General features: G+C 54.4%; 11 protein-coding genes. 5 read left to right on the top strand and 6 right to left on the bottom strand.

The genetic code is table 11. The features are described from left to right. Positions 1-3: 3 nt before the first annotated feature. Positions 4-471 (bottom strand): CidA/LrgA family protein, encoded by a 468-nt coding sequence (locus tag SIL79_RS02910; RefSeq protein WP_071476553.1) that lies wholly within the window; start codon positions 469-471, stop codon positions 4-6. A gap of 99 nt (positions 472-570) precedes the next feature. Here SIL79_RS02910 and SIL79_RS02915 point away from each other — a divergent pair, with 99 nt between their 5' ends. Next, entirely contained in the window at positions 571-1461 is an 891-nt protein-coding gene (locus SIL79_RS02915) for a LysR family transcriptional regulator (RefSeq protein WP_039035027.1), read from the top strand. A 367-nt stretch (positions 1462-1828) separates the two neighbouring features. Further along, the gene (locus SIL79_RS02920) at positions 1829-3034 is read left to right on the top strand and encodes an aromatic amino acid transport family protein (RefSeq protein ID WP_039035028.1); all 1206 of its coding nucleotides are present in this window, start codon (positions 1829-1831) and stop codon (positions 3032-3034) included. A gap of 100 nt (positions 3035-3134) precedes the next feature. Here the strand turns inward: SIL79_RS02920 and SIL79_RS02925 are convergent, their stop codons facing one another. Beyond that, on the bottom strand, positions 3135-3572 hold the full coding sequence (locus SIL79_RS02925; protein ID WP_071476551.1) for a hypothetical protein: 438 nt from the start codon (positions 3570-3572) through the stop codon (positions 3135-3137). Between the two features lie 318 nt (positions 3573-3890). On the opposite strand from SIL79_RS02925, the gene SIL79_RS02930 reads away from it, so the two are divergent. After that, the gene (locus SIL79_RS02930; RefSeq protein WP_233962789.1) at positions 3891-4748 is read left to right on the top strand and encodes a DUF72 domain-containing protein; all 858 of its coding nucleotides are present in this window, start codon (positions 3891-3893) and stop codon (positions 4746-4748) included. A gap of 75 nt (positions 4749-4823) precedes the next feature. Here the strand turns inward: SIL79_RS02930 and SIL79_RS02935 are convergent, their stop codons facing one another. Further along, positions 4824-5363, bottom strand: coding sequence for a hypothetical protein (locus tag SIL79_RS02935; protein WP_071476550.1), 540 nt, complete (start codon positions 5361-5363; stop codon positions 4824-4826). 136 nt (positions 5364-5499) lie between these two features. Here SIL79_RS02935 and SIL79_RS02940 point away from each other — a divergent pair, with 136 nt between their 5' ends. After that, entirely contained in the window at positions 5500-6429 is a 930-nt protein-coding gene (locus tag SIL79_RS02940) for a GGDEF domain-containing protein (protein ID WP_071476549.1), read from the top strand. A 73-nt stretch (positions 6430-6502) separates the two neighbouring features. On the opposite strand, the gene lysS is transcribed toward SIL79_RS02940, so the two are convergent. Both lysS and prfB read right to left on the bottom strand, forming a co-directional pair. Continuing rightward, positions 6503-8005, bottom strand: a complete 1503-nt coding sequence (gene lysS, locus SIL79_RS02945; RefSeq protein WP_028779438.1) for a lysine--tRNA ligase — start codon at positions 8003-8005, stop codon at positions 6503-6505. A gap of 17 nt (positions 8006-8022) precedes the next feature. Beyond that, a protein-coding gene (prfB, locus tag SIL79_RS02950; RefSeq protein ID WP_162206727.1) for a peptide chain release factor 2 occupies positions 8023-9121 on the bottom strand; the annotation gives its coding sequence in 2 pieces (ribosomal slippage) (positions 8023-9045 and positions 9047-9121; 1098 coding nt in all). Between the two features lie 701 nt (positions 9122-9822). Between prfB and fdhF the strand changes: the two genes are divergently transcribed. Continuing rightward, on the top strand, positions 9823-14070 hold the full coding sequence (gene fdhF, locus SIL79_RS02955) for a formate dehydrogenase subunit alpha (RefSeq protein WP_233962642.1): 4248 nt from the start codon (positions 9823-9825) through the stop codon (positions 14068-14070). Positions 14071-14156: 86 nt separating this feature from the next. Here the strand turns inward: fdhF and SIL79_RS02960 are convergent, their stop codons facing one another. Continuing rightward, the gene (locus SIL79_RS02960; RefSeq protein WP_233962641.1) at positions 14157-15815 is read right to left on the bottom strand and encodes a methyl-accepting chemotaxis protein; all 1659 of its coding nucleotides are present in this window, start codon (positions 15813-15815) and stop codon (positions 14157-14159) included. Positions 15816-15887 lie beyond the last annotated feature (72 nt).

Below are 15887 nucleotides of genomic sequence, written 5' to 3' on the forward strand. Positions count from 1 at the left end.
GCGTTACCCTTGCACTCCATGTTTGGCCAGTTGGCGTTTCAAATTAAGGCGCCGCTCGAAACGAAATACCCTGTCCACCACAAAGCCGGTTCCCAGCAATACTGAAGCGCTGCCGAGCACCAGGGTCAGCATAATATTGAAACCATACTCCTCGAGTAAGGTTTCATACTTGAGTACTGAAATCACCGGCGGGATAAAAAACAGCAAGAGATCGCCAATCAACCAGGCAGCCCCCAGTTGCAACGCCTTTTCCGGGATAAGCTTGAGCCCCAGCGCCAACAACACTACCAGCATCCCAAGCACACTGCCGGGAATGGGTGAGTGCAATGTGGCGGCCAAGGCATGAGTAGCCCATGCCAGCAAACAGATAGCTGCAATTTGCAGCAAGGTCGCGCTGATGTATTTGCCTTGGAGCCAAATGACTTTCGCCACTTTTTGAGGGGAAGCAAGGCGTTTGCAGAGGGAGTGCATATCTTTACCGAATAACTTAACTGGTGTTTATTCTAGGCTTGCAATATAAATAAAAAAAATGAATATTAAGCATAGTTTGCATTCCATAAGGTTATTCAATTGGATCTGAAAGTTGTTCGCTACTTTATCGAAATAGTGGATGCCGGCGGATTTGCCAAGGCAGCGGAAAAGATCCACCTGACCCAACCTGCGCTGTCCAAGTCCATTCGCCAGTTGGAGCAGGAACTGGATCTTGTACTCTTGGAAAGAGGCAAGCGTGGCAGCCAGTTACGTCCTACAGCAGCCGGAGAGGTCGTCTACCGTCACGGCCAGGAACTATTGAATGTACGCCGCAACATGCTCAGAGAGTTGGCGGCGCAGCGCAGTCTCAACTCGGGTGAACTGCATCTGGGGCTGGCCCCTCTCGGCAGTGCCGAACTCTTTGCTCCTGTCATCGCCCGCTTTCGTAATCGCTATCCCAAGGTGCAGATGCATCTATTGGTACGCGGCGGCGTAGAGCAAACCGCGGCCCTCAAGAAAGGGGAAATCGAGCTGGCAACCGGGATCATCTCCTTTGAGGATGAGTTTGATGGTATCAGGATCCGCCGCGATCCCATGGTGGTGGTATTGCCAAGACAACATCCTCTGGCAGGTAGTCAAGAGCTGACCCTCAAGGCGTTGGCGGAGATCCCACAGATACTGTTCGAACCCGAATACGCCCTGCATGAGCTGGTAATCAATGCCTGCCAGAGAGCCGGCTTCAGCCCCAAAGATGTGACTCGGGTCAGTCATCCCGACTTTGGTATCGCCCTGGTGGCAGCAGGCACAGGAGCCATGATACTGCCAAGCTTTATTGCCGAGCGCCATGCGGTGGCCGGGGTGATCAGCATACCTCTGGCCGCATCCGATCTGCTCTGGGAGCTATCGCTATTCTGGCGCCGGGGGCAACCACTCTCTTTTGCCGCCCAAGCAATGGTCGAGCTGGTCAGACAACAACTGGCGCTGAAGTGAAACCCTTATGCTTCAAGTGCTGCAGCCGAGTGAATTTTCGCCAACCAAGTCACAGCGTACCGTTACAGCAGTACAAACTCATTGACACCCTCTTTTCGCGCCGCTAAGGTGAATCACACTTTTCCGGGCCCGCTTGGCCTGGGTTTATAAACACAACCCGAGATTCGCAATGCGGCCAATACACAAGCTTTATCTCTATCCCAAGCCACAGTGGCTTGGGCGGGGATAATGACCTGAACCTCCCTCTCCTGTGAGCCACTGTGGCTTTGCTGTCAGGTTTCGTTACCGGCTTTCCGGTTCTCTTGGGTACCCACAAATCCAAAGCCTGGGTCCCTATTACGAAAATGCTTGTTGAGAATGTAATAAAATGAATAACAACAAAACCTTTGGTAGCATGCTGATCATAGCAGGCACCACAATTGGTGCCGGGATGCTGGCGCTGCCGCTGGCCTCTGCCGGCCTGGGTTTCGGGGTCGCCTCGATACTGATGCTATTGCTTTGGGGATTGATGAGTTACACAGCGCTGTTAATGCTGGAAGTGCATCAACATGCCCCCGCTCATGCCACTTTGCACACCTTGGCACACAAGCTGCTCGGCCGTAAGGGGCAGTTACTGGCCAGCCTGGCAATGATGTTTCTATTGTATGCCCTGTGCGCCGCCTACATCGCCGGTGGTGGTGCCCAGCTCAACGATAAGCTGGTTCGTTATGCCGACCTGACGCTGCCGCCACAGGTAGGCGCCATAGGTTTTGCCCTGCTGATCGCCCTGGTGGTCGCCATAGGAACCCATTCAGTCGATATGATCAACCGGGTGCTATTCACCCTCAAAATAGTCGCCCTGGTCATCATGTTGGCGCTGCTGTTGCCCCACGCCCAAGGGGGATACTTGCTGGAGCTACCGTTGCAGCAAGGCCTGGTCATCTCAGCCCTACCGGTAATCTTCACCTCTTTCGGGTTTCACGGCTCTATCCCCTCTGTGGTGCGCTATGTGGGACTGGATCTCAAGGCGCTGAAGAAAATCATGATTGTCGGCTCAGCTATGCCGCTGCTGGTTTACCTACTTTGGCAATTGGCCAGTCAGGGGGCTTTGAGCCAAAGCGAATTGATGGCTTCCAAAGAACTGCCCAAATTCATCAATAGCCTGGGGCAACTGCTGCATAACCCCATGATAGGCCAGACAGTATCCATATTTGCCGACCTGGCACTGGCCACCTCTTTTTTGGGCGTCAGCCTGGGGCTATTTGATTTTATGGGTGATATTTTGCGCCGCAACGACAGTGCCGGCCATAGGCTGCAAACTGCAGCCATCACCTTTTTGCCACCACTGGGGTTTGCCCTCTTCTACCCTCAGGGCTTTATGGCCGCCCTGGGTTATGCGGCGATAGCTTTGGTGATATTGGCGGTGTTCCTGCCCGTTGCCATGGTCTGGAAACAGCGGCTCCAGCCTATGCCGGCAGGCAGCTACCGGGTCGCTGGTGGTAAACCCGCACTCATGCTGGCAGCGCTGTGCGGGGTGGTGATTATTCTCAGCCAACTGCTGCAAATGGCCGGGATACTGACCAAGATAGGCTAACCAAGGGGCAATAAACTGGAGAAGCTCCAGCACAGCGCCCAGGGCCAACCTTTAAACACAAAACGCAGCGCTCAGGCTGCGTTTTTTCTTGGTTCAACATTCAGTTTATTGGTTCCAGCGACACTCTAAAGCAACTGGCTGACAGCTGGGAAAAAACCAGGTCAAACCCTTCGGGGATCTCTTGCTCACTGATAACGACTCGCTGATCCAACTGCTGCTCCAGGGCCTGTTGGCGCCACTGCTGCCTTTGCTGCATTGCGCTTCTGCCACTGATAAAACTGGCACTGCCCAGCAAGATTCCAACCAGCGCCAGCAGATTGGCCATCATGGGATTGCCTATTTGCAGCGCACTGGCGTCATCCAGCAGCCACCAGAGAATCGAGGCACTCAGCAGTAATACCCCCAAGGCCAACCTGGCTATTGCGCTCGGCGCATTATCTGTCGGCAATCTCAATTGAATATCGGCGGGTAAGTCAGCAAGGGTCACAGTCAGGAACGACGGCTCATCCTGCGCTGAGGCACTCTGGGTATCAGGCATAAATCATCCTTAATTTGAATGGAATAGGCTAATGCGGGTCGGTGTAGAACCAATTTAATGACATCCTGTCCTTATGTCAGTGAGCACTGAGGTTACAATGCACCGATTCATTATATGTAAGCATAAATAAGCACTGCAAACTCAATATATTATTAACTCAAACTCTGCTGAAATTCTGTGCATTTTGTGGCAGTCATAGTGCCAGCGGTACTCTTGACCCTGCCAGGGACCGCAGACACAATAGCACCGGAGACCCATTTGACGGAGCCCGTGGTGAGCGGTCAGCAACAGATACCAGAGCTGAGATTGGGACTGGCCATGTGGTCCCATAACCAGTGGCAGCGAAGCCTTTATGGAAGGGGGACACCTCAGGCCGAGCGTCTGGCGCGCTACGCCGAGGTTTTCAATACGGTAGAGGGCAACACCAGCTTTTATGCCACCCCATCGGCAAACAATGTCAGTAACTGGCGCGATGCCGTGGGTGAGGACTTTCGCTTTACCTTTAAACTGCCGCAGGAGATCACTCACAAGTTGCAACTGAGGCACTGTGACGATGAACTCAAGCAGTTCCTGCAGGTGATGTCGCCACTGTTTGCCAAGACAGGCCTGTGGAAGATTCAGTTGCCCGGCTATTTTGGCCCTGACGCCTTGGGGACGCTGAACACCTTTCTTGGCAAACTGCCATCCGAGTTGCCTCTCGGGGTCGAGGTACGCCACCCGGCCTTCTTTGCCAAGGGAGAAACCGAGCGTCGACTCAATCGCTTGCTGCTGCAGCGCTCGGTCAACCGCATCATAATGGACACCCGGCCGGTATTTGCCGCGCCGCCAAACAGTGCCGCCGTCATCGACGCCCATGAAAAGAAACCCAGAGTGCCGGTACATGCCATAGCCACCGGCCGCTATCCCACAGTTCGCTTTATCGGCCACCCGGAGCTCGAGGTCAATCAAGGTTTCTTCAAGCCTTGGCTGGACAAGCTATGCCAATGGCTGGAGGAGGGGCGCCAACCCTATCTGTTCATCCACACCCCGGATAATGCCCAGGCACCTGAGCTGGCCATAAGTCTACAGCGTCTGCTCAGTGACCGTTGGCAAGCCAAACACGGCCAACCTCTAGCTGTGTTGCAACAGCCCCAAGATGCAAGAAATCACAGCAAACAACTGGGCCTGGAACTCTGACAAGCAAGTTTCTGATCCCATAAACATAAAAAATGCCGTTTAATTAAAGTGAACGGCATTTGGTACTATCAACTTTTATTTTCTGGCTCCGACCGGGATCATTATGTGGGCATAAGGGGTGCCCTTCCACATCACATAGGGACCACCTTGCGCCGGGTCTGTCGGCAAACTGTCAAGCATGGCGGGATCCGGCACCAGAATCATCAGGTGTGGTCCTTCGACAATCCATTGATTATCCGCGGTTTCCATTTCCGCATACGGGTCAATATTGCTGGCCCCTCCATCACCGGCCAACATGTAGGAAATACCTATTGCATTGGCCTGAAAAGGTTTTTTCTCCATCCAGGCATTAGCCCATTCCATCCAAGGGCCGTCCATACACATAGGAGCCGTTCCCTTGAGCTGCGGCGGAGTAGGAAAGCAGGTGTAGCTGCCATCTCCCTGTTGCAACACGTTTTTATCCCAATCGACAACAGTAACACTGGCGCGTATGGTGGGCGGCGCAGCGCTCAGGGCGTCATCCAACATCATCTGTTGCGCTTCCGTAAGTGCAGCATGGGCAACACCGGCGAAGGAAGAAAGAGTCAAGGTTAACATTAAAGCTGAAGTTTTCATCAAACCAGCCTCCAGGTTGAACTCGGATACAACAACACCGAGATCTTCAGTATAGTTTCTGCAGAAAAAATCGATTTTGCCCCGTAAATTCAATATATTGGACTAAGATAAAATAAAAAAACCAGGAGGAGACAAGATGTTTTCTCTGTCCCAGACCTTATCTATCTTCGCCGCTTTACCGGATCCGGTATTTATTCTGACCCGCAGTGGCCGCTATGCCGCAGTACTGGGAGGTGCCGACAGTCGCTACTATCACGACGGCACGGCCTTGATAGGACAATACATCTCCCAAGTCATCCAACCCCCCAAGTGCGAGTGGTTTCTGAGCCAAATAGCGCAAGCCTTGCTGAGCCGCCGCCTCAGGGTGGTGGAATACAGCCTGAGCGGCAACGATGTTATGGGGCTCACAGAGCAAGGCCCCACTGAATCCATCTGGTTTGAAGGTCGGATCCAAGCATTGGACTTTCAAGTCGATGGTGAAGATGCCGTAATTTGGGTCGCCAGCAACATTACCCGCCGTCATTATTTGGAGCTGGAGCTCAGGGAAAGGTGCGAGCGCGATCCGCTCACTCAACTATACAACCGCCGAAAGTTGCTCAAACTGTTAACAGAAAACCTAACCCTATTTCAACGTTACCGAACCCCAACCAGCATATTGATCTTCGATCTCGATAACCTCAAGAAACTCAACGACAGCTCGGGCCATCTGATGGGCGATAAGGCGATAGTTACCCTGGGAGAGGTCTGCCTGGCCGGTCTCAGGGCTCAGGATAGCGCTTCCCGTTACGGCGGCGATGAGTTTGTCATCCTTATGCCCCACACTGCTGCCAAGCAGGCGCAACCGATTGCAGAACGTTTGCGAAGCGAGTGTGCCCGGCGCCTCAGAGCCTTGGGTATTGCCGAAGAATGCGCCAGCATCAGCGGTGGCCTGAGCGAGTTTCAGTGCAGTGATACCGATATAGATGCCGTGGTTTCCAGGGCCGATGCAGCCCTCTACCAAGCCAAAGCACAGGGCCGCAACCGGATTGTGCTGGCCCAGGGGCCAGAGTGCACTGAATCGCCCTAAAAACAGGAAACAAAAAGCCGGCACTTGGCCGGCTTCTTCATGGAATTGACTCGTCTAATTCGAGCGACTGAACTTAAGCCTGTGGGCGCATGGCCGGGAACAGGATCACGTCACGAATGGTGTGAGTGTTGGTAAACAACATCACCAGACGGTCGATACCTATGCCCTGACCGGCTGTTGGTGGCAGGCCGTGCTCAAGCGCCGTAATATAGTCGGCATCATAGAACATGGCTTCATCGTCACCGGCATCCTTGGCTTCAACCTGAGCCTTGAAGCGGTTGTCCTGATCTTCGGCGTCGTTGAGCTCGCTGAAGCCGTTGGCCACTTCACGACCACCGATAAAGAACTCGAAGCGGTCGGTGATGAAGTCGTTGTCATCGTTGCGACGGGCCAGTGGCGAGATGTCCGCTGGGTAGCCGGTGATGAAGGTAGGCTGCATCAGTTTAGGCTCGGCGGTTTCACCGAAGATCTCTTCCAGCAGTTGACCACAGGTCCAGAAAGATTCGATTTCCAGCCCTACGTCTTTAGCCAACTTCCGCATAAACTCAAGATCCTTGACCTCTTCATAGGTCATGGCCTGAATTGTGGCGTTGTCTGGGTTGTAGTGCTGAATCGCTTCCAGCATGCTCATGCGGGCATAAGGGCCGCCGAAGTCTATGCTGTGCTCGCCGTAAGGCAGCTTGGTGTCACCCAGCAGATCCTGAGCGATGGAAGACAGCATCTCTTCGGTGAGATCCATCAGATCGCGGTAATCTGCGTAGGCCATATAGAATTCCATCATGGTGAATTCTGGGTTATGGCGTGGCGACAGACCTTCGTTACGGAAGTTACGGTTGATTTCGAACACTCGCTCAAAACCACCGACAACCAGACGCTTGAGGTACAGCTCAGGCGCAATACGCAGATACATGTCGATATCCAGCGCATTGTGGTGAGTGATAAATGGACGCGCGGAAGCACCACCCGGGATGACATGCATCATAGGGGTTTCCACTTCCATAAACTCTTTTTTCACCATGAAGTTACGTATGGCTGAAACCACTTTGGAGCGCATGACGAAGGCATCACGGGAATCCTGGTTGACGATCAGGTCAACATAACGCTGACGGTAACGGGTTTCCTGATCGGTCAAACCGTGGAACTTCTCAGGCAGCGGGCGCAGCGCCTTGGTCAGCAGCTGATACTCTTCCATATTAACGTACAGGTCGCCCTTACCGGACAGGTGCAGAGTGCCTTTAACGCCAACTATGTCGCCGATATCCAGGCCCTGATAGCGTTCTTTCAGATCAGCCTGTACTTCTTTGCCGGCATAGGCCTGAATGCGGCCGGATACGTCCTGCAGAACCAGGAAGGGGCCGCGCTTGGCCATGATCCGACCGGCAATGGCGGTCTTGAAGCCCAGAGACTCGAGCTCTTCTTTGCTCTTATCGGCGAACTGCGCCTGCAGCTCGGCAGCCTTGTGGCTGCGACGGAAAGTGTTAGGGTGACCATTGGCCGGGCAGCCCTGGCGTACATGTTCCAGCTTGGCGCGACGTTCCGCGATCAGCTTGTTCTCATCCAATACTTGTTCAGTCATTTTCCGCTTCTTCTCTGTTACAGCCCGGACTTCAGGCTGGCTTCAATAAATCTGTCCAGATCACCGTCCAACACGGCCTGGGTATTACGGGTTTCCACCCCGGTGCGCAGATCCTTGATGCGGGAATCATCCAGCACGTAGGAGCGGATCTGACTGCCCCAGCCGATGTCCGACTTGGCATCTTCCGCCGCCTGCTTCTCGGCGTTTTGCTTTTGCATTTCCAACTCAAACAGCTTGGCTTTCAACTGTTTCATTGCTGTGTCTTTGTTCTTGTGCTGTGAACGGTCGTTCTGGCACTGCACCACGGTATTGGTCGGAAGGTGGGTAATACGCACCGCAGATTCGGTTCTGTTAACGTGCTGACCACCGGCACCCGAGGCGCGGTACACGTCGATACGCAGATCGGCCGGATTGATATCGATGTCGATGGAGTCGTCAATCTCAGGGTAAACAAACACAGAACAGAATGAGGTATGGCGGCGACCACCCGAGTCGAAGGGCGACTTACGTACCAGGCGATGCACGCCGGTTTCGGTTCTCAGCCAGCCATAGGCGTATTCACCACTGAACTTGATGGTGGCACTCTTGATACCGGCCACATCGCCGTCTGAGACTTCGATAAGTTCAGGGTTAAAGTCATGTTCTTCACCCCAGCGCAGATACATGCGCAGCACCATATTGGCCCAGTCCTGCGCTTCGGTGCCGCCGGAGCCGGACTGAATATCCAGATAGCAGTCGGAAGCGTCCTGTGGACCCGAGAACATACGGCGGAATTCCAGCTCTTCCAGGCGCTTTTCCAGATCGCCCAGTTCACTGTTGGCATCATTGAAGGTTTCTTCATCTTCCTCTTCAATGGCCAGCTCCAGCAGTCCTTCGACATCTTCGAGGCCCGCATCCATATCGTCTATGGTCTTAACCACAACTTCCAGCGCCGAGCGCTCTTTACCCAGGGCCTGAGCGCGCTCTGGCTCATTCCATACTTCGGAGCTTTCCAGCTCGCGGCTTACTTCTTCCAGACGCTCTTTCTTGGCGTCATAGTCAAAGATACCCCCTAAGGAGCATTGTGCGGTCGGCAAGCTCCTTGATTTTGTTTTTTACCGGATTGACTTCAAACATGCGATTTCAACTTTCTTTGGTGTTAAGGACGTAGCAAACGAGGGATTTTAACCCAAGCAGCCGCTGAAACCTATGCCACTGCAGGCAGAAGCTTGATTTTTTTTCGCAGGTACTGCATTCAGAGCCGGTTCCGGTAAAACATCTGACACACTCTAGCGAATTCCGCGGTGAAAAAACTGTGACAAAAAATCAAATATGCCAACTTAATCAACAAATGAATCAGGTGGTCATGCCGAGCAGCAGCCTTCAATGACAAACGATACCTGCAGCCATCTATTTGAAATTTACATTGTCAGGGAGTCAATGATTTTTCAGCAAAAACTAGGCCTTCGAGCCAATTATGCGTACCCTTTTCAAGAGCAAATCATCTCGAATCTGCTACCGGTATTCTTCATACCTCAACCAAATAGCAACATACTCCAGCGTGCTTTTCCCGACTGACGCATTGAAATCCCAAGCGACAACTTCACCTCAGTTTAGTGCGCAGATATCTGTCAGCAAGATCTCCTGCCGAGCCAGATCACACTGAGTAAAATCCATTTTTCAGACAAGTGCACAGACTCGCCAAGCTTTGTGAATTCCCCGGCAAAAGCCTGTTCCAGCTCAATGAAGCAACTCACTCGATCGATATACTGCATGGTTATCAGCTTAATTAGTCCCTACTTCACCGCCATCGAGGTGAGCAAATAACAAGGCTGCCCATGTTTGAGATCTATATCGACGGCCAGGCCGTCAGCGCCTTTGAGGGCGAGACCCTGTTGCAGGCGGCCCAGCGGGCCGGCATCGACATTCCTTGTCTGTGTCACCATACAGACGCACACGCGGCTACCACAGAAGGCGCCGATCAACACCTGTGCCAACTGACCCGAGTTGACCAGGTAATGGTCGACGGTGACAGACCGCTGCTGGCCTGCTCGACTCCGGCAATCGCCGGAATGCAGCTCAAGAATCATACCCAGACAGTGCACAGTCATCGGCAGCAAGTGCTGAAACGGATCTTGAAAGATCACTTCGCCGATTGCGAAGCCCCCTGCCAGCAAGCCTGCCCGGCAGGCGTTGATGTGCAGTCTTACCTGTATCATATAGGTCAGGGCAACCACACAGAAGCGGTGCGGATCCTCAAGCAGACGCTGCCTCTGCCGCTGTCTATCGGCCGGGTCTGCCCGGCATTTTGTGAAAGCGCCTGTCGCCGCGCCCTAATCGATGAGCCACTGGCAATACGTCAGCTAAAACGCCACGCCGCCGATCTGGATTTGGCCGATGCCGAACCCTATCAGCCGCCCAAGGCCGACCCCAGCGGCAAGAAGGTCGCCATAATCGGCGCCGGTCCCGCCGGGCTCAGCGCCGGGTTTTTCCTCGCCAATCAGGGCCATGAAGTAGACATCTTTGAGGCCGCCCCCAAGGCCGGTGGCTGGCTAAGATACGGCATTCCAGAGTATCGCCTGCCCAAGGCGATACTCGATAAAGAGATAGCTCTGCTGGAGCGCAGCGGCATTCGCATTCACACCAACACAGTCATAGGCGAGCATATCCTGCTGCCGAAACTGGCCGAGGAGTATCATGCCCTCTGTCTGGCGATGGGCGCGCAAAAGGCTGTGCCACTCGACTATCCTGGCAGTGACCTGCCCGGCTGCTATCTCGGGGTCGACTACCTTAAAGATCTGGCAATGGACCACCAGCTGGTCACAGGTAAAAAGGTAGCCGTTGTCGGCGGCGGCAATACCGCCATAGATTGTGCCCGCAGCGCCAGACGCCTCGGCGCCGAAGTGACCCTGATCTACCGGCGTACCAAAGAGGAGATGCCGGCCGAAGCCTTTGAAATTCATGAAGCTGAGCAGGAAGGGATCCACTTCCTACTACTGACCAATCCTGTGGCCAACCATGCCGGCAGTGACGGCCGTCTTGCACGAGTCACGCTTGAAAAAATGTCTTTAGGCGAACCGGATGCCTCCGGCCGCCGCCGACCTCAGCCCAGCGGCGAAACCTTCGACTGCGAGTTTGATACCCTGATCGCCGCCGTGTCCCAATCACCGGATCTGGCCTTTCTGCAACAGGCCGAAAACCGTCTGCTGCAAGGCGCTCCGGCGCTCAGCCGCTGGAATACGATCAACGGCTGCGACATCACACTGAGTACAGGGCTGGAAAAACTGTTTGTTATCGGTGATGTACGCCGCGGACCCGCCACTGCGGTGGAAGCGGTCGCCGATGGTCGCCGCGCCGCCGAGGCCATAGATGCCCTGTTCAATCAGGGGCTCAGTTGCCCACTGACGCCGGTGGCGTTCAATGCCAGCAAGGCTATAGGGCTCAAGTCCCAACAGGATTTACCCAAAGGTCTTTTCCCCTCACAGGTGAAAAGTGCCAGAGTCAAGATGCCGGAACTGCCGGTAGCCGAGCGCCTGAGTAACTTTGCCGAAGTGGAGCTGGGACTGACGCCGCAAATGGCCGAAGCCGAGGCCAAACGCTGCCTCGAATGCGGCTGTCAGGCCAATATGGACTGTCGCCTGCGAGACTACGCCAGTGAATACAAGGTCAGCAGCCAGGGCTTGCTAGAGCAAGATAGCAGTGGCGACTCGGCGCTGCTGGCCAGACACTTTGCCCAGGACTTGAGTGCGCCTTTTATCCGTTTCGACGCCAATCGCTGCATCAGCTGCGGCGCCTGTGTTGACATCTGCCACAGTCGCAGCGGCCACAAGGCGATCAGCTTTGAGGCCGACCAATTCTCGGCGCTACCGGGAGGCAATAGCGAACGCCGGGCCCCCAGAGCCGGTTTCAGCGTCTCCATGGCCGACAGCGATTGTGTTCAGTGCGGCAACTGCCTGCAGGTATGCCCGACCGGTGCTCTGGTCGATGCCCGCCACAAGACCCAAGGACAAGCACCCGATACCAAGGTGACCAGCACCATCTGCACCTATTGCGGCGTGGGTTGTCGCATCCGCTTCAAGGTAGACACTAGCCAGAATCGTATCCTGGCGGCCGAAGGTGATGTGCGCTCACCTGTGAACCAGGGCATGCTCTGCGTCAAGGGCCGCTTCGGCTTCGACTTTATCAACAGTGAAGAGCGCCTGACCCAGCCACTGATACGCCGTAACGGCAAGTTGGAACCCTGTAGCTGGCAAACGGCCATCAGCTATATTGCCGCCCACTGGCAAGATCAATTGGCACAGTTTGGCCCGAGTTCGTTCGGTGCACTGGCATCCGCCAAAGCCACCAATGAAGAAAACTTCCTGCTGCAAAAGCTGTTCAGAGCCGTTATCGGCAGCAACAACATAGATCACTGCGCCCGCCTGTGCCACGCCTCCACTGTCACAGGGCTCTACGATGCCCTCGGCAGCGGCGCCATGACCAATGATATTCCCGGCATAGAGGATTCAGATCTCATCTTTATCCTGGGCTCGGATACCGACTGCGCTCACCCCATCATAGCCTCGAGGATCAAGTCGGTTGTCAATCGCGGCAAGGCCAGACTCCTGGTCGCCGATCCCAAGCGAGTCAGCATAGCCGACAGTGCCGAGCTGTTTGTGCGTCATCGCCCCGGCACAGATGTGATGCTGCTCAACGCCATCATGCAACAGATACTGCTCAACGACTGGCATGACAAGGCCTATATCCGCAGCCGCACCACAGGCTTTGAGGCCTTGCGCGAAGAGTTGTTGCGCCCGGATTACAGCTTGGAGCAAGCCGCCAGGGTGACAGGTGTCAGCAGCAGCGAAATAGCGGCCATGGCCAAAATGCTGGGCACAGCCCAAAAGACCGCTCTCTACTACGCCATGGGGATCACCCAGCACACCACAGGCCATGACAATGTCACCGCCATTGCCAACTTGCAGCTATTGCTGGGCAACCTCGGACTCGACGGCGCCGGGATCAACCCCTTGCGCGGCCAGAGCAATGTCCAGGGTGCCTGTGATATGGGGGCCCTGCCCAACTATTTCAGCGGCTATCAACGTCTGGATAACGATGCTGCGCGGCTGAAACTGGCGCGGGCCTGGGGCACAGATAAGCTGAGTCCTGAGACAGGTATTCCAGCCTCTCATATGATGCAGGCGATTTTGGATGGCAGGCTGCAGAGCCTGTTTGTCATGGGCGAAAACCCGGTACTGAGCGACCCTGACCAAGCCCATGTGCTCAAGGCGCTGAAAAAACTGCCATTTTTGGTAGTACAGGATATCTTTCTCACCGAAACTGCCGAAATGGCCGATGTGGTATTGCCGGCAGCGGCCTTTGCCGAAAAGCGCGGCCACTTCACCAATACCGAGCGCCGGGTTCAACGACTGGAAGTCGCCTTGCAATCGCCAGGTAGTGCCCGTCCGGACTGGCAGATACTACAGCTGCTGGCCAATGCCATGGGCGCCGACTGGCACTATGGCGATGAACAGGCAATTTGGCAGGAAGTCACCGCCCTGACCCCCAGCTACGCCGGGATCAGTTGGCGCAGAACCACGGATAACCCGGCCGGGCTGCAGTGGCCCTGCCCAGATGAGCAACATCCGGGTACCCGGGTATTGCACCGCAACAGCTTTACTCACGGCAAAGGGCGACTGCAGCCGGTCAATTATCGTTTACCGGCTGAGCTGCCGGACGGTGATTACCCCTTGATGCTGTCGACCGGACGCCTGCTGGAGCAGTTCCACACCGGCACCATGACCCGTAAAACCGCCGGACTGGACGAACTCGGCTCCCCCAGAGTGATGATCTCTGTTGAGGATGCCGAGCGTTTGGGCGTCGGCAAGGGCGACTGGCTCAAACTGGAAAGCCGCCGTGGTGAGATATTCATTCAGGCCTTTGTCAGCCGCCGGGCTCAGCCTGGGGTGCTGTTCCTGCCATTCCATTTCGTGGAAGCCGCGGCCAACAAGCTAACCATTAATGCGCTGGATCCCGTGGCTCACATTCCCGAGTTCAAGGTGTGTGCCGTCAAGGCTGAGCGCGCCGAGGCACCTCCGGCAGCTTGAAACTGAGCAGTAAAAACGGCGCCTATATAGAGCGCCGTTTTTGTTTTCTTCTTTTCCCAATTATTGAGATTAGAGGGCTACAGGTATTAAACCCTGAATTGATTCACCAGTTGTCCCAGATTATCGCCACTGTGGGACACTGTCTGGCTGACTCTGGCCGCTTCTTCGCTGGAATGCAACAGCTCGGCGACTATCTCCTGAATCGCATAAACATTACGGTTAATCTCCTCAGTCACCGAACTCTGCTCTGTGGCAGCTGTGGCAATTTGGGTACTCATATCATTGATGGAAGTAACTGAGCTGGTCACCGCCCCCAGACTTTCGGAAATCAGTCTGGAAGACTCGACACTGCGATGGCAGCTTTGCTGGCTCTCTTCCATGGCACTCACCGCCTGGCTTACCAGACGATGCAACTCACTGAGCATCTCGTTGATCTCCAATGTGCTGGCCTGAGTGCGGCTCGCAAGACTGCGTACCTCATCGGCGACCACGGCAAAGCCGCGCCCTTGCTCACCGGCACGAGCTGCTTCAATGGCAGCATTGAGTGCCAATAGATTGGTCTGCTCGGCTATGCCACCTATGACAGACAGCACGCTGTTAATTTTCTGCGACTGTTCGTTGAGCGACTGAATATGATCGGCGGCGCTGTTAATCTCTGCCATCAGGGTAGAGATTTCGGTCAGCGAAGTATCAACACACTCCTGGGCCTTAGCCACTTCATCGCTCGCCACATGGGTCGCCTCCGCCACCTGGGTGGTGTTCATCGCCACTTCCTGGGCAGTGGAAGACATCTCGGTAATAGCGGTCACCACCTGATCTGTTTCATTGTTATGGTTGGCCAACTGCGCCGCTATCGCCTGAGTCTGGGCATGAATGGAACCAGAGGCATCCTGCACCTCGTGGGTAGCGGTAGTCACGTCACGGATGATGTGTTGCAACTTGTCGACAAAGCGGTTGAATGCCTGCCCTAACTGGGCAATCTCATCATCACCGCGCACCTGCAAACGCTTGGTTAAATCCCCTTCCCCCTGAGCGATATCGTTGAGGTTATCCAGCATGTAGCGAATAGGAGTCACTGTTCGCTGCGCAGCAAACAGAATAAGCATAGCGGTGATCAGGGTGATGATTATGACTATCATCAGCGTCAACCATAACTTTTCTTCCATATCTGCCAATGCCGTTTGCCGATACTCGGCTACAGAAGCCTCAATATCATCGACATAAGCGCCGGTACCTATGATCCAGTCGGTGCCTGGAACCATGGCGGCATAACCTATTTTTTCCACCAGCTCGTTGGTGCCGGGTTTTTGATAGTAATAAGTAAGGATACCGTCACCACTGCGGGCTGCATTCAGCAAGCCCACTATGATCTTGGTTCCCTTGGGATCTGTCATCCCTATCTGATCTGTCCCTTCCAGATTAGGCAGTAAGGCATGAAACAGGTTTTTACCTTTACCATCATAGACAAAGAAATAACCTGCGCTGCCAAAGCGAACATCCCGTAAGGCCGCCTTATAGTCTCCACCCTGACTGCGCTGAAAACTGACAATCTCTTTGGCGACTTCGGTCACATGCATCAACTCCTGACGACGCTCGTTAAGCAGCTTTTCTCTGAAGTTGGTAATTTCGCTTTCAAGCGCATCCGATTCTACTGTCCAGGACGCCAGCATCAAAACAATGGAAACCGTCAACAATGGTAACAGAGCAAGTAAGAGTAACTTATTTCGTAAACTTAGACTGGACACTTAGGTTTTCCCCCAGGAAATGAAATCTCTACAAATTATAGTAACTTTGTTTACCTTAAGTTCGGATAAATA

Origin of the sequence: Shewanella indica, from assembly GCF_033842865.1 — a bacterium.
Taxonomy (GTDB): Bacteria; Pseudomonadota; Gammaproteobacteria; order Enterobacterales; family Shewanellaceae; genus Shewanella; species Shewanella indica.

What these genes read in the sequence shown, in the direction of transcription:
- SIL79_RS02910 (WP_071476553.1), bottom strand. Translation starts at nt 471, where the DNA reads ATGCACTCCCTCTGCAAACGCCTTGCTTCCCCTCAAAAAGTGGCGAAA.
- SIL79_RS02920 (WP_039035028.1), top strand. Translation starts at nt 1,829, where the DNA reads ATGAATAACAACAAAACCTTTGGTAGCATGCTGATCATAGCAGGCACC.
- SIL79_RS02925 (WP_071476551.1), bottom strand. Translation starts at nt 3,572, where the DNA reads ATGCCTGATACCCAGAGTGCCTCAGCGCAGGATGAGCCGTCGTTCCTG.
- SIL79_RS02930 (WP_233962789.1), top strand. Translation starts at nt 3,891, where the DNA reads ATGTGGTCCCATAACCAGTGGCAGCGAAGCCTTTATGGAAGGGGGACA.
- SIL79_RS02935 (WP_071476550.1), bottom strand. Translation starts at nt 5,363, where the DNA reads ATGAAAACTTCAGCTTTAATGTTAACCTTGACTCTTTCTTCCTTCGCC.
- SIL79_RS02940 (WP_071476549.1), top strand. Translation starts at nt 5,500, where the DNA reads ATGTTTTCTCTGTCCCAGACCTTATCTATCTTCGCCGCTTTACCGGAT.
- lysS (WP_028779438.1), bottom strand. Translation starts at nt 8,005, where the DNA reads ATGACTGAACAAGTATTGGATGAGAACAAGCTGATCGCGGAACGTCGC.
- fdhF (WP_233962642.1), top strand. Translation starts at nt 9,823, where the DNA reads ATGTTTGAGATCTATATCGACGGCCAGGCCGTCAGCGCCTTTGAGGGC.